This is a genomic window from Microcoleus sp. S28C3 (assembly GCF_036700785.1).
GTDB lineage: Bacteria > Cyanobacteriota > Cyanobacteriia > Cyanobacteriales > Microcoleaceae > Microcoleus > Microcoleus asticus.
On sequence record NZ_JAUBPO010000045.1, the window covers coordinates 1 to 22,237 of the forward strand.

General features: G+C 46.7%; 17 protein-coding genes. 7 read left to right on the forward strand and 10 right to left on the reverse strand.

Going from position 1 to position 22,237, the window contains the following annotated elements:
• Positions 1 to 123: 123 nt before the first annotated feature.
• The gene (locus QUA13_RS15065; RefSeq protein ID WP_333199698.1) at positions 124 to 1,224 is read right to left on the reverse strand and encodes a precorrin-8X methylmutase; all 1,101 of its coding nucleotides are present in this window, start codon (positions 1,222 to 1,224) and stop codon (positions 124 to 126) included.
• Between the two features lie 377 nt (positions 1,225 to 1,601).
• Here QUA13_RS15065 and QUA13_RS15070 point away from each other — a divergent pair, with 377 nt between their 5' ends.
• The 3 genes from QUA13_RS15070 (at position 1,602) to QUA13_RS15080 (ending at position 6,034) form a co-directional block, all read left to right on the forward strand.
• Positions 1,602 to 1,760, forward strand: a complete 159-nt coding sequence (locus tag QUA13_RS15070; protein WP_333199699.1) for a hypothetical protein — start codon at positions 1,602 to 1,604, stop codon at positions 1,758 to 1,760.
• Positions 1,757 to 3,670 (forward strand): heavy metal translocating P-type ATPase, encoded by a 1,914-nt coding sequence (locus QUA13_RS15075; protein WP_333199701.1) that lies wholly within the window; start codon positions 1,757 to 1,759, stop codon positions 3,668 to 3,670. The genes QUA13_RS15070 and QUA13_RS15075 overlap by 4 nt, the downstream gene beginning before the upstream one ends.
• Positions 3,671 to 3,967: 297 nt before the next feature.
• Positions 3,968 to 6,034: an elongation factor G gene (locus QUA13_RS15080; RefSeq protein ID WP_333199703.1), complete on the forward strand. Its 2,067-nt coding sequence runs from the start codon at positions 3,968 to 3,970 to the stop codon at positions 6,032 to 6,034.
• A 276-nt stretch (positions 6,035 to 6,310) separates the two neighbouring features.
• On the opposite strand, the gene QUA13_RS15085 is transcribed toward QUA13_RS15080, so the two are convergent.
• Both QUA13_RS15085 and petP read right to left on the reverse strand, forming a co-directional pair.
• Positions 6,311 to 7,405, reverse strand: coding sequence for a Get3/ArsA fold putative tail anchor-mediating ATPase NosAFP (locus tag QUA13_RS15085; RefSeq protein ID WP_333199705.1), 1,095 nt, complete (start codon positions 7,403 to 7,405; stop codon positions 6,311 to 6,313).
• Between the two features lie 237 nt (positions 7,406 to 7,642).
• Positions 7,643 to 7,843 (reverse strand): cytochrome b6f subunit PetP, encoded by a 201-nt coding sequence (gene petP / locus QUA13_RS15090; protein WP_333064930.1) that lies wholly within the window; start codon positions 7,841 to 7,843, stop codon positions 7,643 to 7,645.
• A 669-nt stretch (positions 7,844 to 8,512) separates the two neighbouring features.
• Here petP and QUA13_RS15095 point away from each other — a divergent pair.
• On the forward strand, positions 8,513 to 9,622 hold the full coding sequence (locus QUA13_RS15095; RefSeq protein WP_333199707.1) for a FecR domain-containing protein: 1,110 nt from the start codon (positions 8,513 to 8,515) through the stop codon (positions 9,620 to 9,622).
• 431 nt (positions 9,623 to 10,053) lie between these two features.
• On the forward strand, positions 10,054 to 11,871 hold the full coding sequence (locus tag QUA13_RS15100) for an adenylate/guanylate cyclase domain-containing protein (protein WP_333199709.1): 1,818 nt from the start codon (positions 10,054 to 10,056) through the stop codon (positions 11,869 to 11,871).
• Between the two features lie 85 nt (positions 11,872 to 11,956).
• Here the strand turns inward: QUA13_RS15100 and glsA are convergent, their stop codons facing one another.
• Complete coding sequence (gene glsA / locus QUA13_RS15105) at positions 11,957 to 12,883, reverse strand: glutaminase A (protein ID WP_333199711.1); 927 nt, start codon at positions 12,881 to 12,883, stop codon at positions 11,957 to 11,959.
• Positions 12,884 to 13,231: 348 nt separating this feature from the next.
• On the opposite strand from glsA, the gene QUA13_RS15110 reads away from it, so the two are divergent.
• Positions 13,232 to 13,591, forward strand: coding sequence for a hypothetical protein (locus QUA13_RS15110; RefSeq protein WP_333199713.1), 360 nt, complete (start codon positions 13,232 to 13,234; stop codon positions 13,589 to 13,591).
• Here the strand turns inward: QUA13_RS15110 and QUA13_RS15115 are convergent.
• On the reverse strand, positions 13,588 to 14,574 hold the full coding sequence (locus QUA13_RS15115; RefSeq protein ID WP_333199714.1) for a YdcF family protein: 987 nt from the start codon (positions 14,572 to 14,574) through the stop codon (positions 13,588 to 13,590). The genes QUA13_RS15110 and QUA13_RS15115 overlap by 4 nt on opposite strands.
• A gap of 352 nt (positions 14,575 to 14,926) precedes the next feature.
• Positions 14,927 to 16,414 carry a polyphosphate:AMP phosphotransferase gene (gene pap / locus QUA13_RS15120; RefSeq protein WP_333199716.1) on the reverse strand — a complete coding sequence of 496 codons (1,488 nt, stop codon included), beginning with the start codon at positions 16,412 to 16,414 and terminating at the stop codon, positions 14,927 to 14,929.
• A gap of 708 nt (positions 16,415 to 17,122) precedes the next feature.
• On the opposite strand from pap, the gene QUA13_RS15125 reads away from it, so the two are divergent.
• The gene (locus tag QUA13_RS15125; RefSeq protein ID WP_333199718.1) at positions 17,123 to 18,082 is read left to right on the forward strand and encodes a GNAT family N-acetyltransferase; all 960 of its coding nucleotides are present in this window, start codon (positions 17,123 to 17,125) and stop codon (positions 18,080 to 18,082) included.
• Positions 18,083 to 18,206: 124 nt separating this feature from the next.
• Here QUA13_RS15125 and QUA13_RS15130 read toward each other — a convergent pair whose 3' ends face one another.
• From QUA13_RS15130 to QUA13_RS15145, 4 genes are all read right to left on the reverse strand, one after another.
• Positions 18,207 to 18,365: a hypothetical protein gene (locus QUA13_RS15130; protein WP_333199720.1), complete on the reverse strand. Its 159-nt coding sequence runs from the start codon at positions 18,363 to 18,365 to the stop codon at positions 18,207 to 18,209.
• A gap of 200 nt (positions 18,366 to 18,565) precedes the next feature.
• Positions 18,566 to 19,465 (reverse strand): ATP-binding cassette domain-containing protein, encoded by a 900-nt coding sequence (locus tag QUA13_RS15135; RefSeq protein WP_172186835.1) that lies wholly within the window; start codon positions 19,463 to 19,465, stop codon positions 18,566 to 18,568.
• Positions 19,466 to 19,735: 270 nt separating this feature from the next.
• Positions 19,736 to 20,509 carry an ABC transporter permease gene (locus tag QUA13_RS15140; protein WP_172186836.1) on the reverse strand — a complete coding sequence of 258 codons (774 nt, stop codon included), beginning with the start codon at positions 20,507 to 20,509 and terminating at the stop codon, positions 19,736 to 19,738.
• Positions 20,510 to 20,894: 385 nt separating this feature from the next.
• Positions 20,895 to 21,938 (reverse strand): hypothetical protein, encoded by a 1,044-nt coding sequence (locus QUA13_RS15145; protein WP_333185288.1) that lies wholly within the window; start codon positions 21,936 to 21,938, stop codon positions 20,895 to 20,897.
• Positions 21,939 to 22,237 lie beyond the last annotated feature (299 nt).

The following is a 22,237-nucleotide window of genomic DNA, read 5'->3' on the forward strand; positions in this document are numbered from 1 at the left end:
ATTGATAAGTTAGATTTAGACCCGGATTTGATTTTAAATCACCCTAACCTTCCTTCAGTCTTGTCTTATGGTACTCTGGCTGCTTAAAAACTGTCCGAACTATTGTTATATTTGTTGCCTTAGTCACTTGAGATGACAATGACAATTCGGCTTTTCAATCAAAGACTCAACCAAAGCATTCAAAGCAACCGCCGCCAACAATCCGCCGCCAAAAGTTCCCACAATCGTAATATAAGCAACGCCCGATCGCACTAACCGCCGTTTCGCCACCGGAGAATGACTAAAACCGATCGGCATTCCAACTACCAAAGCCGGTTGCAGTTGCCCAATCTCGATCGCCTCGCATACCGCCATCAGCACAGACGGCGCATATCCTATCACCAATATACATCCTTTTTCCATTTTCAACAACTTATCAAACCACTCACGCTGCTGCCAGAATTCCTGTTCCGCTTCCGCCGCAGCGTTGATATGCGGGTCATCAATTAAAGTTTCAATACTTGTTCCCAAATGCGCCAATCTTGTCCGATCCAAAGCCGCAAAAACAGGCGGCACATCAGCGACAATTTGACACTGATTTTTCAAAGCTTCCCGCGCCGATTTAATCGCCGTTGCGCTCAACTTCACAAACGGCAGCAGCGAACAATCTCCGCAGGCTAACACCAGTTTAGAAAGCAAGTCTACCTCAATTTCCGAGCGATCGGCCAAATCCGGCAACAAATGCTGCAACGACTCCCCAAAATCCTCCGGGTGAGTGTGCGCCCCCGCATCCCAACCCTCCCAAAGTTGTTCCAACTCATCCAACCCCCCCTCAGTTTCGGTCTGCAACAGCCTTAATTGCGCCAGTGCGTCCGCTTGCACCGCTTGACAAGAAATATCCCGCCCCAGCAATCCTTCCAGCGCCGAAGCCGTTTCTCTGAGGCGAACAATTTGCTGAATAACCGACAGATATTGCCGTTGCAGAGTCGCCATCAGCGCGTTAGGCGAAGCATCCGCATCAGTTTCTAACAGTTTGCGGATGTGAGACAGTTGAAAGCCTTGCTGTTTGAGTGCGACTATTCTTTGCAGTCTTTGCACGTCGCTGCGGGTGTACAGTCTGTAGTTAGAGGTCGATCGCACCGCCGGAGATAGCAGCCCCAAAGCGTGATAATGCCGCACCATCCGAGGGGTAATTGTGCCTTTTACCGCTTCTGTAAGTTGTTTGATTGTCAGGTATTCTTGCATGGGATTTTTGGATTTTGGGATTGTATATTTGGCTTTCTGATTCACCCAGAGTCCGCCGGGGAATCAATTCCCCGTCTCATAGCAGAACTCGGTTAAAACCGACTAAAACATTAAATTCAATTCTCAACTCTCTTGAGTCCTCTTTCAGAGGATTTGCGCTATGAGACAGGGATTTCAATCCCTGTCGGAATCTGGGACTCAACTATTCTTATTGCATTAAATTTTTGGATTTTGGGATTGTATATTTGGCTTTCTGATTCACCCAGAGTCCGCCGGGGAATCAATTCCCCGTCTCATAGCAGAAGTCGGTTAAAACCGACTAAAACATTAAATTCAATTCTCAACTCTCTTGAGTCCTCTTTCAGAGGACTTGCGCTATGAGACAGGGATTTCAATCCCTGTCGGACTGTCGGACTCTGGGACTCAACGAGGGGCGAGTTGATGCTGGATTTATTTTGGTTTCACTCTTGACATTGACATTAATGTCAATGTTTAAGCTACAGGAGTCATTCTACCAACTCAAATTTCCCCAATGACTCCCAATTCCCTGCCCATCTCTCGCCTCTGGCGCATCGCCGAAGAACACCCCGATGCTGTGACTGCCGCCCTGTGCGGAATTCTAGTAATCTTGGGTTCGCTAGCCCTGCAATTCGGCTGGCTGGGTGTAGCCGTGTTAATTTTGCCCGCAGCTTATGTTATTGGTGGCTATTCCAGCACCCGCGAAGGCTTAACTACGCTTTTTCAAGAACGCGAATTAGATGTAGATTTGTTAATGATTGTCGCTGCTTTGGGCGCGGCCGGTTTGGGGCTGTGGCGGCAAGAATATCATTTAATTGTTGACGGTGCGGTGCTGATTTTAATCTTTGCAATTAGCGGCGCGCTTGAAGGTTATGCTATGCAGCGGACTGAACGCAGCATCCGCAGTTTGATGAGTTTGACTGCGGATACTGCTAGGGTGGTAATGTACGGCGGGGAACGGCAAGTTGCGATCGACAAATTGGAAATTGGCGATTACATTTTAGTCAAGCCCGGAGAAATCATCCCCACAGATGCGATAATTGTTGAAGGCTACAGTGCGATCGATCAAGCCTCGATTACCGGCGAATCGATGCCCGTGGAAAAAACCAGGGGCGATGAAGTCTATGCAGGTACAATAAACGGTGTCGGCGCGCTGAAACTCGAAGTTCATAAAACTCCCGAAAGCAGCTTGATTCAGCGAGTGATTCGACTGGTTCAAGAAGCGCAAACAGCCGCGCCGCCTTCTCAAATGTTTGTGGAAAAATTCGAGCGCGGATATGCCAAATTAATTGTCGGTTTAGGCTTGCTGCTGGCAACTTTGCCACCCTTTGTTTTGGGCTGGAATTGGGAAGAGACAATCTACCGGGCGCTGATTTTCCTAGTAGTCGCCTCCCCCTGCGCGCTGATGGCTTCGATTATGCCGGCGCTGCTTTCGGGAATTGCTAACGGGGCGAGACAGGGGATTTTGTTTAAAAGCGGCGCGCAATTAGAGATGATTGGTAAAGTCAGGGCGATCGCCTTTGATAAAACCGGAACTCTCACCACGGGAAAACCCGAAGTTATCCAAATCGTACCAGCAGCCGGATATACTGAAACAGAAGTTCTGCAATTGGCTGCTGCCCTAGAAGCTCATTCCGAACACGCGATCGCCTCTTCAATTGTCAGCGCCGCCCAGCAGCAACAGTTACAATTGTCAACCGCTACCGACGTACAAGCAAAAATCGGTCAAGGAATTATCGGCAAAGTCAACAATCAAATCATTGCCATTGGTAAAGCCGATTTTGTCGAAGCAACTTCCGAATTGAGTCAAATCAGCCAGCAGTTGCAAGCAGAAGGTAAAACTGTTGTTTGGGTGGCAAAGGGCGATCGACTTTTAGGAATCATTGCAGTGGCAGATACCATCCGTCCCGAAGCAGCAGCAACGGTAAAACGCTTGCAAAAATTAGGCGTAGAACATATAATTATGCTAACCGGCGACAACGAGCAAACAGCTCAACACATCGCCCGTCAATTAGGCATCAAAGAAGTGTACGCCGAACTTTTGCCAGAAGACAAAGTGCAGGCAATTAAACAACTGCAAACCCAGTATCAAACTGTAGCAATGGTAGGAGACGGCATCAACGACGCCCCCGCCCTCGCTCAAGCTTCCGTGGGCATTGCGATGGGAATTTCCGGCAGCGATGTTGCTTTAGAAACTGCTGATATCGTATTAATGGCAGATAAGTTAGAGCAACTAGCTAAAGCAATTATTTTGGGCCGCCGCGCTCAAAAGGTTGTTAAACAAAATATTGTTTTTGCACTCAGTTGCATTATACTGTTACTGGCTGCCAATTTCCTAGGAAACATCACCATGCCTTTAGGCGTAATCGGTCATGAAGGGTCTACAGTAATAGTCACATTAAGCGGTTTGCGAATGCTCAGAAATTAGACCAATCGAGACAGAGGAAGAGTGATATCAAATCCGCTCTTCATCGGAATTATTAGTCTCTCTCTTCTCTTCCTCTGCGTTCTCTGCGTTCTCTGCGGTTAAAAATTCCCAATATTAAGAAAAACTACAATTTGTGTTTTGTTACTAAAAACACGCTAGGGTCAAAAGTATAGAATCATACCAAAACCTGAAGTTGCTCGAAAATGCAATAAAAATTAACCTAGAAAAAGTCTAGAAAATGGTATAGAACTGGTTGCACCAAGAGCAATGGAAAACAAGTTTTCTGTTGGAGGCAATATGAACGAAAAAGTCATTGGGGCCACGCGGAACGTTGCAATTGTTGGCCCTTATTTAAGCGGTAAAACCGCACTGCTCGAAAGTTTGCTGTCGGTGACAGGGACAATTACCCGCAAAGGAAATGTCAAAGATGGCAACACAATAGGTGATAGTTCGCCGGAAGCACGCGATCGCCAAATGAGCGTAGAAGTAAACGCCGCCACTGCTGAATATGAAGGCGTCCGCTTCACATTTCTCGACTGTCCGGGATCGGTAGAATTTGTCCAAGAAACTTACAATGCGCTGATTGGTGTGGATGCGGCGATAATTGTTTGCGAACCCCTTGCCGATCGCACTTTAACCCTCGCACCCCTGTTTAAATTCCTCGACGATTGGGAAATTCCCCACTTAGTTTTCATCAACAAGATAGATCGAGCTTACACAGACGAAACTACTTGTGGCACCAACTTCACCGAGGTGATCGACGCGCTCAAATCCGTTTCCAGTAGACCGATCGTACCTCATCAATATCCGATCGGCAAAAACGAACAAATCATCGGTTTTATCGACTTAGTAACCGAACAAGCTTACCACTACCATCCGGGCGCCGCCGCAGATCCAGTCCCGCTTCCAGAACACCTCAAAGCACAAGAAAGCGCAGCGCGGCAGCAAATGCTCGAAGAATTGGCGAATTTTGACGACCATTTACTCGAAGAATTGCTCGAAGAAATCAATCCCGACGCCGAAGAAATTACCCGCGATTTAAAGATGGAATTAGGCGCAGATTTAATTGTGCCAGTATTCATCGGCATCGCCGAACAAGATTTCGGCGTGCGGCCTCTGCTGGAAGCTTTGCTGAGGGAAGCGCCGACACCGGAAACTACAGCCGATCGCCGCGGCATTATACTAAGTGAAAACAAAGTTCTGGCTCAAATCCTCAAAACCTATTACACGCCCCAGGGAGGCAAACTATCGTTAGTGAGAATGTGGCGGGGGACGCTGACTGACGGAGCAATTTTGAACGGCATTCGAGTTAACGGTTTGTACCGCTTGACCGGCCAGCAAACGCAAAGTTTGCAATCCGTCAGCGCGGGGGAAATTGTGGCTTTGGGAAGGCTAGAAGGAGTGAAAACAGGCGATACGCTGGCGATTGACCGATCGGAAGAATTGCCAAAAGCCGAAATCATCCCGCCTGTCTACGCACTGGCGATCGTCCCAGAAAAGCGCAACGATGAAGTTAAGCTGAGCTCGGCTTTAGCTAAATTGCTAGAAGAAGACCCATCTTTAGTCTGGGAACAGCACGGCGACACTCACGAAATTATACTTTGGGGTCAAGGCGAAATCCACCTGAAAGTAGCTTTAGACAGGTTGCGCCGCAAGTATAACTTGCCGATGGTAACTCACTTACCGCAAGTGCCGTACAAAGAAACCATCCGCAAACCTGCATCTTCTATCCACGGGCGCTACAAACACCAAAGCGGCGGACACGGACAGTTTGGCGACGTGTACCTCGACATTCAACCGCAGCCACGAGGAGAAGGCTTCAATTTCACCGACAAAATAGTCGGCGGCGTCGTCCCAAAACAGTACATTCCCGGCGTAGAAGTGGGAGTGCGCGAGTATTTGGATCGCGGCCCGCTGGGTTTCCCGGTGGTAGACGTAGCGGTGACCCTGACGAACGGTTCCTACCATTCTGTGGACAGTTCCGAACAAGCTTTCAAGCAAGCGGCGCGTTTGGCGATGCAGGAGGGAATGGTCAAGTGCGAACCGGCATTGCTGGAGCCGATCGCCAAAGTTGAAATTTGCGCTCCGAACGAGTGTACATCAAAGGTGTTGCAGTTGGTCAGCGGACACCGCGGCCAAATTCTCGGCTACGAAGGTAAACAAGACTGGAAGGGATGGGATGCAGTTTCTGCTTATTTGCCGATCGCAGAAATGCAGAATTTGATCGTAGAATTGCGATCGCAGACAATGGGAGTCGGATTTTTTAATTGGGAGTTCGATCGATTGCAAGAAGTGCCGGAACCTTTAGCTAAACGGGTTTTGCTAACAACTGGCGGCAATGGAAACAGTAACGGTAAAAGTTAAGCTGTAAGGGCGGGTTTCATCAACCCTCTTGGGAAGAATTCAAAGGATAAATAAACCCGCCCCCGCCCCACGACCAATCTGAATGTAAATTTAGATTGTTCCTTGGGTGGGTGCGGGTTTTCGAGATTGTTTTTTTTCGGCGATTCGGGTTTGTGAAACCCGCCACTACGATCGCACAAATTATACGATCGCGAATCAACGAGACATGATATTAGAGAAGTCGATAATTCATCCGTGTATCCGTGTCAAAACCTGTGTGGTGCCTTCTTCCTTACCCTAAAAAGAAATAATCAAGTAACCATTCAGGAACTTAGCACCAGTAACAGACTTTCCAGTTAGCGCCGGAGGCAGCAAAATATTGCGCCGCTGATCGCCCGCTTCGATCGTCACTTCCGGCCCAGATTGAATCAATTTAATTTCTTTCTTGTCAAACCCAGGCAAAAACAAACTAACTTGACGCTGTGCAATGTTTATGTTAATCGGTTTAGGAGCTTTTGCCGCCTCAGAAAAATCTGGCAAAGCATCAATTAGCGGCTGCCAGTTATTGTCACTGTGCGCCGGAACCGAAACAGCCGTCAAAGGCTCAAAATCGGCAGTAATAGCTTCTGTAACCGATGCTTGATTAACAATGACACCGCCCACAGTCAAACCAACTTGTTGAGAACTTCCCCAAAGATAGCGAGCAGTTGCGATCGCACTTGCATCCCCAGTCGTCACCAAAAAAGCCGCCGTGCGGTTCGGATCTGCCAGCGCTTCCTTACCCTTATCCAAAAGATTATCGACTTGCTTAGTAGATTGAAAAGCATTGTCTCCCGACAAATCCACAGTCAACACGGTACTCACAACCGGTTGAATAAAAGGTGAAAGCGCTTTCCCCAAATCCGAATCTACCAAAGCTTGACGGAACCTGCGGATGTACCAACTCAGAATTTCCGGCATTCCCAGCATCCGCAGCGTATCCATGCCGCCATTGCCGTCATAAACAATTACATCGTATTGTTTGCTGTCCTCGTATTCCCGAAGTTCGTTCAACGCCAGCGCGCTGTCCATTCCCGGCAACACCCCTAATTCTTGACCGTAAATCTGCTTGAAAAACGGAGTGCGGACATATTGAGCTTCTAGTTGTTTAACTTCGTCCCACCTGCGTTCTAGCAGCGGCGCGCTTTGCACCTGAACTGCTTTGAGGTTGGGGGCGATTTCCTGGGGGTTGAGAGTCAGGGGAGCCCCTAGCAGGATGCCCAATGCAGGGCCCGGATCTTGGCCGAGCAGCAGAACTCGCTTGCCTTGAGCCGCGTATTTTTTAGCTGTTGCGATCGCGATCGTGCTGCGGCCAGTGCCGCCTTTGCCCAAAAATGTCAAAATCAAAGCCATTTTCTGTTCTCACTGCCAAAGCTTACTCTTTAACATTTAAGCGCAACCTTCAGCCAGAGTGGGGGAGGCGGGAGAGTGGAGGAAGAGGAGAGTCGGCGAGTGGGAGAGTGGGAGAGGGGAAGAATTGGGAAAATTTTTCCTCTTCCTTCTTCCATCGGACTGACATCCGTTACATCCGTTACATCCGTTACAGAATCCGTTGCCGAACTTCCTTCTTCCTTCTTCCTTCTACATCTGTTAAACGGGTTCTAGCTCATCTTCAAAGAACCAAGTCGCAAAACCATCAAACTTGACAACCACACCTACTCCGCTACCGTCAACCATTTTGAATCCGTCAACAGTGCCTACTGGATTCTCCTTTATCTTGCCCACTATATTTGGAGGTATCCGATCTCTGAGACGGCGCACCTTCACTCTCTGACCTACTTCTATTGCCACTGAAATTGTTCTCCTGCTCTATATAACCTATATACAACCGTCCATTTTACAGTTTGGCGTCTACTTCGGAACAGCAACACCAGCAAGCGATCGCTCGCTATGATTTTCCATCGAAATTTCCACCAACTTCCCCTAAAAAACCCTCTTCTAGTCGGGGTTGGTCGATCGTGTACCTTGATTCGCTTGGGTTTGCCTCATCAGGTTCCACAGCAGCAAGCTCAACTCCCAGACTCTCGCGCACCGCGAAGATAATTATTTTTTATCCCTTTGCAAAAACAATCTTTTTATTAATTGCCACAACTACAGGATTTCTCCCCAATTAGTCATCCTTCCGGCAGAAGCCAAAAAGCATTCAGAAGCAGTAATTAATTTTATGTTTGCTATATATAAATCTGCGCTCTCTAAAGTTGACCTCGGCTAAAATCCATACTGCAAAGCACTTTGAGTCTGGTCGGCCAAATTTCCCGAAGGTCAGATTTTAGTAAACTGCCATCTTGTAACAGTTTACTAAAATCTGAAAAAAAAAAAAGATTTAATGCTAAAATTTCAGGTTGAGAAAGTCTATTTTTGCTGTTGTCTTACCGCATAAAAAGTGGAACGCTTGCCGGATTTAGGGTGTCCAAGAGAGCAAATGAAGTCAAGGAACTTCAAGATCACAAAATTGAAATAATGAATAAAATTTTTACCTGCTGGCGATCGACCCAAATTCCGCTCCTAAGTTTATCGTTAGCTGTGTTCGCCTGTCTGCCGCTCGGTCGTGGGGCGATCGCCAGTCCGCTCTCTCCATCCCCCAAACAGCCGTCAAACGCTACTAAAATTGTCTCGGTCGATCGACCGCCAGCATTGCCAACAAACTCACAATCTCCAAAAAATCCGGCAACAGTGGCGGCGAATTCATCCCCAGCAGAGACAATAAAGGCTCAGGGAACAGCCGTCGGACGATCGCTCGAAATCCAAGAAATTCGCGGTACAGTCAGCTTTAAAGGGCGGCCGGCAGTTGTGGGCGATCGGCTTGTCGCCCCCGGAGACGAAATCATCACCGGCCCCGATTCCACAGCCCGTTTAGCGATCGACAACTACACCGGCATCGTGGAAGTTGCCGAAAAAACCGCAGTCAGAATATCCACTTTGTCAAACAGTGCAGGCGGCGAAAAAGACACAGCCATTTTTGTCAGCAGGGGGCGAGTCAGGTTGTCGATCGGCAAAACTGCCGCGACAACTCCCGCAGCCAACACCTCAACAATTATCCCGCCGAACCAAATAGCCGCCCTAAATACCTTCAGCGGACTCGGCAAATCCAGTCAAATTGCCCAACAAAAAAGTTCTGCCAAAACCGCCCCAGTCAGGGTTGAAACCCCAGAAGGCGTTGCCGGAGTTCGCGGCACCTCCTTTGGCGTCAGCGTCGGCGAAGGCAAAACCGCAGTCGAAACTATTGAAGGTGCAGTCGCAGTATCCGGCGGCAGCAGCGACTCAGAAATAGTTGTCAACGGCGGCAACGCCACGACAATTTTCCCTCAAACCTCGCCCGTGGCGCCCTCAGCGAGTCCTCGCCTAGCTCAACTCAAAGTCCGCAGTTTGGGGAGACTCAGCGGCAATATCTATCGCCTCAGCGGTCAAATTAACCCGATCGACATAATTTATGTCAACAACGAAGCGATTAAGATCGATCGAAAGGGCAACTTCAAAATCCAAGGAATTTTACCTACAAGTCGCCGCCTCACAATCGTAGTGCGAGGCCCGTCAACCACAGAACGGCATTACAGCCTCGCTGTTCCCTAAACAACCTTTTTAAGAGTAAAGTGCGCGGGCAGTCTCTGAGGAGCTGAGTTAGATTGTAAGTCCTATCTGGGTTGATTATCATGTGTAAGTGCGAAGCATTTCGCGGTGAAACTCCCTCAGCCCAGGTGCATCTAAATCTTACAGTTAAGTTTGATGCAATTATTGTGGGGGTGTCCCGTCAGCCGCAAAATACAATTTAGATTCCCAACAGATTAGTCAAAATCAATAAATTTTGCGGCTACCCTTCGCCCTTACGGTATTGTAAAACTTCATGACCAAAAATTTTTTGATGCTACAAGCCCCCGGATTTATCCGTGGAATCAATCCAAAATCTAAAATCTAAAATCTAAAATCTAAAATCTAAAATCGAATGACTCGCACTCCTCTCGAAGGTCGGACTCGAATGTTACTTTTTGCGTCAAATTAATTGCATGAAGTTCAAAAAATGGATCGACGAGCATCTCAAAGACAATCAACTGATCGGCCTGCGGCAATATATAATCACAAATCCTCCCTGGATAACAGGTGCCATAGCAGGTATAATGTCTGTAGCCATGCTGCAATTTGGAATGTGGAAACCCCTTGAATATTTGGGATACAAAACGCTATTTCAAATTCGAGAAGCGGGAATTTTGCCAAATCCCGGATGGGATTCTAGAATTGCCGTAATTGCGATCGAACGGCATTCCTTGCAGGAATACGGTCAATTTCCTTGGCCTCGCGACCGCTACGCCCAACTGCTAGAAGCACTGAAAAAATCTCCCCCCACAGCCGTTGGTTTTGACATTCTTTTCCTCGATCCGAGTCCGAAAGATGATATTTTAGCTGCTGCGATCGCCGCCAACGGCAAAGTTGTACTCCCTAGAACCATTAAAGAAGAACCAGTAGCATCTTTAAAAGCAGTCGCCGCAGGTGTCGGCCACATCAGCCAGGAAGCCGATAGTGACGGTATTAGCCGCAACTCAAAAATTTTTCTCAACGGGATTCCTAATTTCGGTTTAGCAATGACTCACAGGTACAATGCTGCTAATCCCCAAGATCCAGTATTGCTCCCACATTCCAAAAATAAGCAGGAAAAAAAAGTTTGGGTTAACTGGCCGGGGAAAACTGAAAATCTACCTACTTATGCTTTTGTTGATGTCGTAGAAGGTAAAATTCCCGCAGATGCTCTGACCAATAAGTTAGTTTTAGTGGGCATAGTTGCTACCGGTTTAGACCCGATATCTTCACCTCTCAATAAGACTACGGCTGGGGTTTATTTATATGCAGCTTTGGTTGACAATTTGCTCAATCAACGCTTGCTGCGGCGGCTGCCGGTACTCCTAGAAATTTTGTTATTGTTGGGGATTGGCCCGCTTACCGCTTTGGTTCTGGGCAACCGAGGTGTTACAGAGAGAATTGCGATCGCTCTCGGTTTGCCTATAGTTTGGATTGCGGCTGCTGCTTTGTTATTTGGCTTATTTTTTTGGTGGGTTCCGATTGCCGCACCTATTGGCACTCTCATTTTATCTGGCACTGCTTTGCAACTCCGGGAACAGTACGAAAAGCAGCAGTTGATGAGGTTATTTGAAAAGCACGTCGATCCAGAGACTGCTCAGCTTATTTGGCAACGCAAAGCGGAGATCTTTGAACAGGGAGAACTCGAACCTCAAGAACTTACAGCAACGGTGCTGTTTATGGATATTCGCAGTTTTACTTCGATTTCAGAAAAAATGCGACCGCGAGATTTACTCACCTGGTTGAACAATTATTTGGAAGCGATGACTAACTGTATTATGGATCACGGCGGCGTTGTAGATAAATACATCGGTGATGCAATTATGGCAGTTTTTGGGGTGCCTTTTTGCCATACCGAATATAGAGAAATTCAACAAGATGCTTTGAATGCAGTTGCGGCTTGCATTGCGATGCACGAACGGCTGCACCAACTTAATCAGCAGCTTAGAAGCGAACACAAACCTTTAATTAAGTTTGGCATAGGTTTGCATACCGGACAGTTAGTTGCTGGCAGCGTGGGCGGTTCCCGGCGTTTGAATTATTCTGTGATCGGTGATGCTGTCAACGTTGCTGCTAGATTGGAGGCGATGAATAAGGAAATTGTTTCTGACAGTCCTTTTAATTTGTTGGTGACGGGGAGGACTTTTGCTTACGTGCGCGATCGCTACGAAGGCCAAAAAGTAGGATCGATTCAATTGCGCGGAAAAAAAGAACTGACTGTGGTTTATGCTATTATGGGCGAAAAGCATTAGTCAGTAGTCAGTAGTCAGTTGTCAGTAGGGAAAAATAGCTTTTTCCCAATTCCCAATTCCTAATGACTACTGACTACTGACCAATCTAATCAAATACGCTCAGCCGCAGAGTTTTAGCTATTTGTTCTAACAGAAATAAGCCGCCGACAGAATTTCCCTCTTTATCCAGGGGCGGACTGTAAAAGCCGATCGCACCTTGACCCGGAATTACCGACAGCAAAGCCCCGCTAACTCCCGACTTAGCCGGCAGTCCCACCCGCAGCGCAAAGCGGCCCGATGCTTCATACAAACCGCAAGTTGCCATCAGTGCTTTGACAGTACGGCAGTTTTCCCGCATTGCTCGATCGCCACTATTTACCAAAACCATCCCCAGCTTAGCTAAATCCTCCACAGTTCCCGACAAACAGCAGACGCGATTGTAAGTTTCTAAAGCAATTTCCGCATTTTGAATATAACCCGATTCTACGATTTTTAAGGCAAGATTCCAATTATTTTGATTCGGGTTTTCCTTCACTGAATCGAGCATTAACTCGTCAACAAATAACTGACTTTTTGCCTGTTGATTCAGCCAACCGAGCAAGTTTTGACAGCGCGCCGCAGCATTTTGACCGGGAATCAAAGACGCTAGGGCGATCGCGCCGCTATTAATCATCGGGTTTCTCGGCTTTCCTTGGTCTATTTCGAGTTGAGTTAAGGAATTGAAAGGCAGTTCCGAAGGCTCCCAGCCAACGCAGTCAAATACTATTTTTTCGCCCAATTCGCACAGCAAATAAAGCAGGACGAAGGGCTTGACTGCACTCATCAGCGGGAATGTTTGATCGATGCTGCCCCAGCTCAAAATTTGACCGTCCGTTGCCAGAATTTGCACGGCAAACCTTTGTCTGTCTGCTTGTGCAAGGAGAGGTATGTACGCGGGAATTTGACCGGATTTACTGCGATTTATTGCCTCTTTTGCCCATGCGGTCAGTTGTTCTGGTTGCAGGGAAGATAGTTTGCTGGTGGATATTGTCAAATTAGATAACTTATTGGTTTAATCTAAAATAAAGTGCGATCGCCCGATCGAGATCACAAACTTTTCCATGCCCGATTTTAAAATAAATCTGACCAAGAAAATTACTTTGCATAAAAACCTGCTATTTGCCCAGATAAATAAGTAGCAGCTTCCAGGCAAAGTGGTTTCCCGACAACAACCAGCACTAGCTCAAAAGGGCGACCGATGGTGATTTCCCTGCCCCGCTGTCAGGGCAGGGTGCTTCTCTAACTTAATTCTCAAGGGAGAAATTCGCAATCCTTTCCGGATACCCCCCGAACCTCTGAGAATTTACCATCCAACCGAATCTACCAAAATCAGGATAAAAAAATGCCAGACGAAGCAAAAGCAGAAGCACCAAAACCAGAAGCACCAAAACCAGCTCCGCTGACTTTTAAGGGTGTGTGCAGCGACGGAGTTCTCAAAGGCAAAGAAATTCAAGGCAAACTAGATATCAAAGTCAACGTCGAATCTGTCACAACCCCTGAAACAAAGCCCAAAAAATCCGAGTGGGAGCCAGTGATCTTTTGGGTATTGTTTGCTTTCATGGCAAACTTGATTGTCGGCGACCCCGCCGGAATGAGAAAAAAATACAACTCCCCACAAAGGTCTGATTCTCATCAGATGTTAAACCAATCTGGGGAGCAGTCGCTGTTGCCTAAGAAAAACACCAACAACTCGCCGCTTTAGGCCCTGGGAGACTGCCAGCCGCGCAAATAGTAATAAAAAGACCCGAAATATTCCTCGAATACTCGCGTCGTAGTTACCAAAGCTTCTGCACGAGGCAAAAAATCTCCCGCGTCTAAGCGGAGTCTGGATTTCCCTCCTGATGTGGGTTGATAAGTGTAGAAGTCGGTAGCTCTAGGAATCACCTGAATTCCCATATTCGCAAATGCTAGGCTGGCTCGGCGCATCTGAATCGCAGATGTTACCAGAATTACTTTGCGCCCGACACCGCGGCCGTCGAGTATCTTTCTGACTTCTTCAGCACTGGTGCGTATGTTGCTGCCGTTATCGTCGAGAACGATACTGCTGCGCGGGACGCCCATGTTGTTTGCCAGCAACGTTTCGATATCCTTACCTTCGCCAACATAACCCTCCCACTCGGGTCTCGGGCCAGCGGTAACGATGACCATAGGTGCTAGTTGTTTTTTGTACAAAACTGCAGCATAGGGCAGGCGATTGCCTGCATCTGTCAGTTGAATCGCTTCTCGGTTGGCGGTGTGGTTGTTAGTCGTTCCCTTGCCGAGGAGGACGATTGCCGCTGCTGTTTCGTCGCAGCAAACTGTGCGAGCAGCAGCGTCCCGTTCTGCTTGGTCGGCGAACCAGTAAGCTACAACTGGCATACTCGAAAGGATCAAAACTAACAGCGCTGCCAGGATCATTCTCGGCGCCGGGTTGCGGATGCCCCCGTTCGTGATCAGCGCCGATGCAATCACCAGCAGCGTGATCGAAAAACCTAACGGCGTAAAGAAGAAGGCTATTATGCCGAAAATCGCTGCTCCGACTGGCGTGTCTGGCGCAAAAAAAGCCAGGAACAAAAGGCTGATCAGCAGCAAAACGCGCAGCCGGTCTAATAACGGATTGTCTTTGCCTCCTGATTGATCCCACCACGATTTGAGCAGTGAGAACAGGAGGAATAGAAATAGAATGCGAGCTAACAGTTCTGGCATCTTGCAATATTCTGTGTCTTCATAAATTAGTACAGAAGTTTGGAAACGAGCGCGAATTTAGCTGCGGGAGGAAATACGGGCATCGGTGGGTTTTTAACTTTCGCGAATCACGCAGTCCGATCGCATTTATCCTGATGCTCGATTCCGGTCAGCTATCAACCATTGGTTGCAGGGTGAAACCCGCTACTTCCAGTCACAGATTGCTGACAGTTAATTGGTAATTGATAACTGGTAATGGTTGATTGGTAATTGGTAATGGAGCGAGCACAGGCAGGTTGAATAGACAATTCAAGCCTGCTTTCTTCTGCCTACTTTTTTCCCCATTACCTGTTACCGATTTACCAATCCCAATTTATCGGCGCTTCAGTTGATTCCGAATTGCCTGCGTTACCGTTTGAATTACTTTAACACGAGCATAATACTTGTTATTGGCCGCAATTAGCGTCCAGGGAGCAGCAGGGGCACTGGTGCGCTGAATCATTTGATTCACCGCCACTTCATAATAATTCCACTTTTCCCGATTCCGCCAATCTTCCTCGGTGAGTTTGTATTGTTTAAATGGATTGTTTTGCCGCTCTGTAAACCGCTTTAGTTCTTCGTCAGGACTGATGTGCAGCCAGAATTTAACTAACACACAACCGAAACTGGTGAGTTGCTCCTCAAATTCGTTGATTTCCTGGTAAGCTCGACGCCATTCGGGTTCGGCGGCAAATCCTTCGACTCGCTCGACCAGCACTCTACCATACCAACTGCGATCGTAAATGCTGATTTTACCAGCCGTTGGCAGCCGCTGCCAGAACCGCCAGAGGTAGTGATGCGCTTTTTCTTCGTCTGTCGGGGCCCCAAAGGCATTAACGGTGTAACTGCGGGGGTCTAATACGTCCGTCAAGCGTTTGATCGCTCCTCCTTTACCGGCGGCGTCCCAACCTTCAAACATCACTAACACGGGGATTTTATCTTCGTAAATGCTTTGTTGCAGTTTACCAAAACGGGTTTGTTCCTCGCGAAGTTGCTCTTTGTATTCGTCGGGCGACAGCGATTGAGTTAAATCTACTTGGGCCAGTAAGTCGGGTTCGGTGGGTTCCAACCTTTCTTGAGGTGGCAATTTCACGGGTGCAGATTGCATCGGCAGTCTGTCTAAGGCTTCTGTAATTGTCGCGGCCATTTGCGTTAAAACTTTGACTCTCGCCCACCGCTGACAATCGCCTTCTACTAGCGTCCAAGGTGCGGAGCCCGTGCCGGTTTGGGCTACCATTTCTTCTGCTAAAGTTGTGTATTCTTGGTATTTTTTGGCTTGTTTCCAATCTTCGGGCCGCACTCGCCAAGCTTGTAAGGTATCGTCTTCTAGTTTTTTGAGCCGGTGCTTGAGTTCTTTTTTGCTCAGGTGAATCCAAAATTTGGCAATTGCCGCGCCGTCATCTACCATCTGCCGCTCGAAAGCGTTGATTTGCCTGATGACTGTGGGTACTTGGGCGTCGGAGACTCGATCGAACAATCGGTCTTCTAAAACATGAGTGTACCAACTGTGGTAGAAAAAACCAATTTTGCCGCGGGCGGGGAGTTGCTGCCAAAATCGCCACAGAAAAGGATAGCCCTTTTCTGCGGCTGACGGCGGCCAAATCGGGTGGACGGCAAACCCCCGCGGGTCCATGTACCCTACCATTTGTTTGACTAAAGCGCCTTTGCCCGCGGCTGCCCAGCCTTCGAGGACGATAATTGCGGGCAATTTTTTTTCCCAGCAGGCCAGTTGGAGCGATCGCAACTGTTTCATTAAAACTTCTATCTTGGCATCGTAGGTTTCTTTATCGAGGGAGATATCTAAATCGAGGTTTTCGAGCATATTTACCTCATATAAATCTGAGAAAACTGTTTAACGTTAGTTTAACGTTTGGATAAAATTAAATCCTCAAGTCCGGGAAAAACGTTATAAAAATTACAGTTACGGCTGCTTAAAAGCACGATCGCTCCTGCCCTCAAATGGCAGCCTCGTTAATACTAGCAAGATTCCCTCAATTTCAAACTTGCCAAAAAAAACGGCTCAGGTTATAGTTGAAATAGGTAACTTTTAAATAAGTTCAACTTCTCCCCTCCCCCGATCGGGCGAGTTAACAGGAGGAGGCAAAAATCCCTGAAAAAGGATTTAGTGTAAAAGAGAGCAAAAGTAAAAATCAACTACCCGGTGGGGGTGACAACTTCTTTACTTAGCTGTAAAAACTTTATTCAAACAATAGTTACTTAAGCACCAAGCTTGGTAACGAAAGAGAGCGCGACTCATCGACATCCAGCCATAAACTCACATATAAAACTAGCCCGGAAGGGCAAACCAATTTTTATGATTGCCTAATTAGATAAAACCTGAAAGCCTGGGTGATATAAACAGGTTTCTGAGTTTTATCGACACCACAATAAATCTGCATTACATCCGCGTTTCTCCGCATTCGGAAGCGGTTAAAAATCAAAAACTCGGATTTTTGCCAGAAATTCACTGTACTTATTTGCCAATACCAATTAAGAGGAACAGTCCGAAATTACGGATTGCAAGTTTTCTATGAATATCTTAACAACACGCTCCTACAAGGGCCAAACTGACTGGTGCGCGATCGCCAATTTAATCGATGCTTGCGAAGCAGTCGATCGCCTCGGCGAAGAAGTCTCAGCAACTGAACTCAAGCTAATACTTGATGCACCCAAACTCGACAAAGCCCGCGACGTGCAGTTGTGGGAAGATGGTAATTACAAACTAATCGGTTTGTCACTCCTAGATATGCCCGATTCCCAGGATGAAATAGACGCTTGTCTGTGGTTTTACGTGCATCCAAATCTGCGTAGCGAAGGTTTAGAAAAAGAGATAATTAAGTGGGGCGAAAAGCGGCTGCGCGAAGTCGCAAAAGAACGGAATTTGCCCGCGAAATTGCGTACCTACAGCCGCGAGGATAAAAAAGATGAGATGCGACTGTTAGAAAAACAGGGCTTTGAGGTCGATCGCTATTTTTGGACAATGGCCCGATCCCTTGCTGAACCCATTCCCACACCGGAATTTCCCGCAGATTTTGCGCTAACCCACGTATCGGGAGAACAAGACATTCAACCGTGGGTAGAAATGTTCAACCAGTCATTTATCGATCACTGGAACCACCACGATTTAACTGCGGAAACCGTGCGCTACTGGATGCAAGATCCGAATTATCAGCCGGAATTAGACTTGATTGCTGTTTCGGGCGATCGCAAATTTGCTGCTTTCTGCGACTGTCAAATCAAACCCCAAAAAAACGCCCGCAGCGGTACAAAAGACGGTTGGATTGAATTGTTGGGTACGCGGCGCGATTTTCGGAAAATGGGTTTAGGAAAAGCGATGCTGCTGGCTGGCTTGCACTCCTTAAAAGCGGCGGGTGCAAATACTGCGAAACTCAGTGTCGATGCTGACAGTTTGACGGGGGCGACAAAGCTTTACAAATCAGTCGGTTTCCGCCCGATGGAAACTTGGATCGAGTGGGCTAAGACTGTGTAGAAAAGGTTGGCCCTGAAGGCGAGAATCCCGACTGCTTAAAGAAGTCGGGGTTCTCAAGTGCGATATTGGGTCAAGTGCGAGATCCCTTTTGGATCGAACGGGCGATCGCGCTTTTCTTCATTTCCTAAATCAACCGGAAATTAGCGGATGTAATCGCATTGGCACTCACTCCAATCATCACACCTAACTCCTCTCCTGTCGAGAGATTCTTGATGAGAGTTCCCTGAGTATTTTGAGTTATTTCTAACTGACCAAAACTTAAACCTCCGCTTAATCCTATCAAATCTTGACCCCCTCTAAAATCAGCGATGATATCAAATACTCTACATACTGCGCATCGGCTATACTACAGGAGATATCGACATTCACGATATCCCTGTGGCTAAAAATAATCAAATCCTTTTTATTAGCACTTTGTTTATCAGTTAATTACTGTGGAACTTTAACCGCAAATAGTGGCGGATATACGCGGATGAACGCAGCTTAGGATACAGTTTGTTTAGTCACTTCGACATAAATATGTTCTAACCGCACCGGATACCGAGCGATTGAATCAATAGAAATTCCATCGAACAGCAAAATAATTTCTTTTAATTCTAAACGTTCGGGCAGCCAAAAAGCTAAATCGCTACCGTAGCGGCGGGGGATAAAACTGTATTGTTTAGCGCGGGCGATGACTTCAGCTTCTTCGTCGGTTTTTACCACGATAATTTCTTGAGCCGGAATCAGTTTTTGCAACTCTTCTAAACTGCCCTCAGCCACAATACTCCCATTTTTCAGAATTCCGATTCTCTGACACAGCCGCTCAGCTTCATCCAACAAGTGAGTTGTCAGCAAAATTGTAATTCCTTCCGATTGCAATCGCTGAATTAAATCCCAAATTTCGTAGCGAGCCTCAATATCTAAACCCGTTGTCGGTTCATCTAAAATTACTAATTTAGGCTGGTGTACCAAAGCCACGGCAATATTCAAACGGCGCTGCATTCCTCCGCTCAAAGTTTCCACCGGGCTTGTAGCTCTATCTGTCAAATTTACTGCTTTCAAACAGTGTCTTACTTGATAGCGGCGCTGCTTGCGCTCTAAACCATAAATTTGAGCAAAAAAGTTGAGGTTTTCTTCGCAGCTAAGGCTTTTGTAAAGCAAATTTTCTTGGGGCGCTACACCTATTAATAATTTAGTAGTTTCGGAAACAGGTTCACCATTGATAGAAACTTGGCCGCTGTCGGCATTTAGCAAATTGCATAAAATATTGATAGTGGTAGTTTTGCCCGCCCCGTTTGGCCCCAGCAAACCGTAAATTTCTCCAGCTTGAATGTGCAGTGTTAAATCTTTAAGCACTGAACGCTCGCCGTAGGATTTATTGAGTTTTTCAATTTGCAGCACAGCTTGAAATCTCCTAGTTTTTCCTATAATATAATACCAATCCTTGCAGGAGTCGTAATTTTTTTCCCCCACCCCAACCCTCCCCGAACCCGCTGGGAGTTTGTAAGAAATTCACAAATGATGCGAGGATTGCTATAGCCGTAAGGTGCGGTGTGCATAGAACGCTAAATAGGTGTAAGGTATGGTGTGCATTGAACCCTACATAATTAGGTTCAAATGAACCATGATTGAATTATTTTAAAGTAAATTAATTCACTCCTTCCCCTTCGTTTAAAGCCTTCTTTCTACTCTCAACATCCGTCGGTAAGAAAGCCATCCGGCTACTATCATTAAAACAGCAAAAATACACAAAAACTCGAAGTGCGACGAAATATCAGCCAAATCTTTGCCGTCAGCCCACACGCCCATCAGGGCTTCGTTCATGTGATAAATTGGATTGTACTGGGCGAGTTCCAGCAGACTTTTGGGAAACAGCGAAGTTGGCAAAAATGCGCCTCCTAAAATCAACAAAGGAACGCCGAAAGCTGCTACGAGCGAGTTGACATCTTCAGTGCGCCTTGCAAACTGGGTGCCGAGAATAAAGCCTACACCTACATAAGATACAATACTGAGCAGAATAATCGCGCATCCTAACAGGATAGAGCCTTGAAATTGTGCTCCCAAAAAAGAGGCGATCGTGTATACTAAAATTACCTGACCGATACCGATGCAACTGTGAGCAATAAAAATCCCTAAAAAGTAGGAAGTGCCGCTCAGGGGGGAAATAAACAAGCGTTTGAGAGTATGCTGTTCTCGCTCTGCTACTACGGTTGCTACGCTACCGCCGAGACAGCTAAAAAATAAAGCAGCTCCTACTAAGCTTGCAGGGGCGGCTGTTTCAAAAGCTTTTGCTGTTGTCAGTTGCGCGCGTTCTGCTAAAATTAAAGCGTTAATAATCAAGATAGAAATCGGAAAGATAGCCCAAAAAATTAAACTGCGTCTTCGCCTTCCCAATTCTATTAAAATTCGCTGCGCTACAGCGAGGGTTTCATACCAGTATTTCATCTTAAGTTTGTTAGCATTGTTATTGTCTGAAATCAAAACTTAAAGTTAATATTTTATGATACAGTCATGACATAAGCTTGTCAAATAACTGTTTAAAATGTACACCATTGAATTAACATCAACGGATTGGTTAAAAACAGAATCAGCACGCAAAGGAGGAAACGGAACTGCCGTTTTCCTACCTCAAAATAATCTCCAGAGGGAGGATATAACCATAGCGCGATTAATAGTAGGAAACGGCACTGCCGTTTCCTGATTTCCGCTAATGGGTAAAATCAATCGGACGGATGGGATGATGAAATTCCTCTCTCGATCTAACGATCGACAACACCGCTCTTCAGGAGGCGGCAATGCCGTTTTCCCACCCCAAAATAATCAATAATTCTTACTTAATCGCAAAATTCGTACCTCGGTAACATCCTTGAAAAGAAGTTAAACTGGTGCGGTTTATCTGTTCCAATTTAGTCACCAGGGAAGAAGTATTGGTACTTTCAGCCGTAGCACCCCACTTGTAGATAAAGTCGCCGATATAGTTTCCAGTTTCTTCGTAGCTGTGCTCTTCAATTGGAATTCCCGAAACTCCTGAAACAGTTTGGTTGTTGTATCCGTTAACAATTATTTTTTCGATAACAGCTCCCGGTTCTGCGGTAATGTTCCATTGCACCGGTTCATAAGCTGAAAGTGCGAGAATTATTGGCTTGTTTCGGCGTTCTACTTTGATTTCGATCGCACTTTTTGACAAATCTCGGTTCTTGTGATCCGCATTGGCTTCGTAAACGCCTATTAAATGAAGTTCTTTATTTCCGCTTGAGGAACCGATATAAGCTGAAAAATCGTCGGAACCGCCAAGCCCGCAGTTTGCCGCAGAACTAATTGGGGAAATAAAAGCTGTTTTTTCGGCTAGTTTCTGCTGCACCGCCGGCACTACCCACAATCCGGTTCCGATGCCTAATGCACCTATCAAAGCAGCCGCAATACCGAAAGGAAGGGCATTTGTGAGGTGGCGAACAACTGGTTTTGCTGTTAGTTGAGATAACGTTTGCTGCCAAGTTTCACCAGTTTGTCGATCGGCATTGCCGCCATCTAGACACGCCAATAAAGCTAAACTTTCCGGCTGTTCGAGCAGACTTTGAACAGTTTTCCCTTCGCCGACGTAGAGATTTCTAGTTTCAGTGTCTAAAAGCAGCCAGTAGCGATCGCCCTCGCCGAGGTTGTACTCTTGTACCGCAGGATCGACTAAATCGTGCTGCAAAAACACCAGCCAAGCCATATTATTGCCAGTGCCGACTGTTTTGCCGTCGCTGGAAATAAGTTGGTCGATATCCGGTTCCCAGCGCCAAGCTACCCAGCGACTATCTCCTCGATAGCCGAGGGATTTTTCAAGTTGCGGATGAGCGGTTATTTCTAAGCGTTGAACTAAGTTTGACACGAGATGTCCTCCTCAAGTGCGATCGGGTCTAGAGCAATTTTGTTCCAATTTATTAAAACAAATATTTTGCTCATGAAGAGTCTCCGAATAATCGGGTTAATTTTGTCTTGCTAATGTTATCAGCCGGTACTTTCCAAACCACACTGGCTTAACAAAAATATGCCTGTTTAATGGTTTAGCTTGAGAACTTGGAGCTGGCGAGCACCCGCCTGGTAATAATTTTAACCTGTGCTGATAACTAATCTTGTTACGGATTAAAGCTGGCTATCTATCACTGCTTCTACCTGGTTGTCCAGTTT

Excerpts from the sequence above, each read along its gene's own strand:
- pap (WP_333199716.1), bottom strand. The coding sequence starts at position 16,414 with ATGCTCGAAAACCTCGATTTAGATATCTCCCTCGATAAAGAAACCTAC.
- QUA13_RS15075 (WP_333199701.1), top strand. The coding sequence starts at position 1,757 with ATGACTCCCAATTCCCTGCCCATCTCTCGCCTCTGGCGCATCGCCGAA.
- QUA13_RS15115 (WP_333199714.1), bottom strand. The coding sequence starts at position 14,574 with ATGCCAGAACTGTTAGCTCGCATTCTATTTCTATTCCTCCTGTTCTCA.
- QUA13_RS15140 (WP_172186836.1), bottom strand. The coding sequence starts at position 20,509 with ATGAAATACTGGTATGAAACCCTCGCTGTAGCGCAGCGAATTTTAATA.
- QUA13_RS15085 (WP_333199705.1), bottom strand. The coding sequence starts at position 7,405 with ATGGCTTTGATTTTGACATTTTTGGGCAAAGGCGGCACTGGCCGCAGC.
- QUA13_RS15110 (WP_333199713.1), top strand. The coding sequence starts at position 13,232 with ATGCCAGACGAAGCAAAAGCAGAAGCACCAAAACCAGAAGCACCAAAA.
- QUA13_RS15080 (WP_333199703.1), top strand. The coding sequence starts at position 3,968 with ATGAACGAAAAAGTCATTGGGGCCACGCGGAACGTTGCAATTGTTGGC.
- QUA13_RS15070 (WP_333199699.1), top strand. The coding sequence starts at position 1,602 with ATGAGACAGGGATTTCAATCCCTGTCGGACTGTCGGACTCTGGGACTC.
- QUA13_RS15095 (WP_333199707.1), top strand. The coding sequence starts at position 8,513 with ATGAATAAAATTTTTACCTGCTGGCGATCGACCCAAATTCCGCTCCTA.
- QUA13_RS15125 (WP_333199718.1), top strand. The coding sequence starts at position 17,123 with ATGAATATCTTAACAACACGCTCCTACAAGGGCCAAACTGACTGGTGC.
- QUA13_RS15065 (WP_333199698.1), bottom strand. The coding sequence starts at position 1,224 with ATGCAAGAATACCTGACAATCAAACAACTTACAGAAGCGGTAAAAGGC.
- QUA13_RS15100 (WP_333199709.1), top strand. The coding sequence starts at position 10,054 with ATGAAGTTCAAAAAATGGATCGACGAGCATCTCAAAGACAATCAACTG.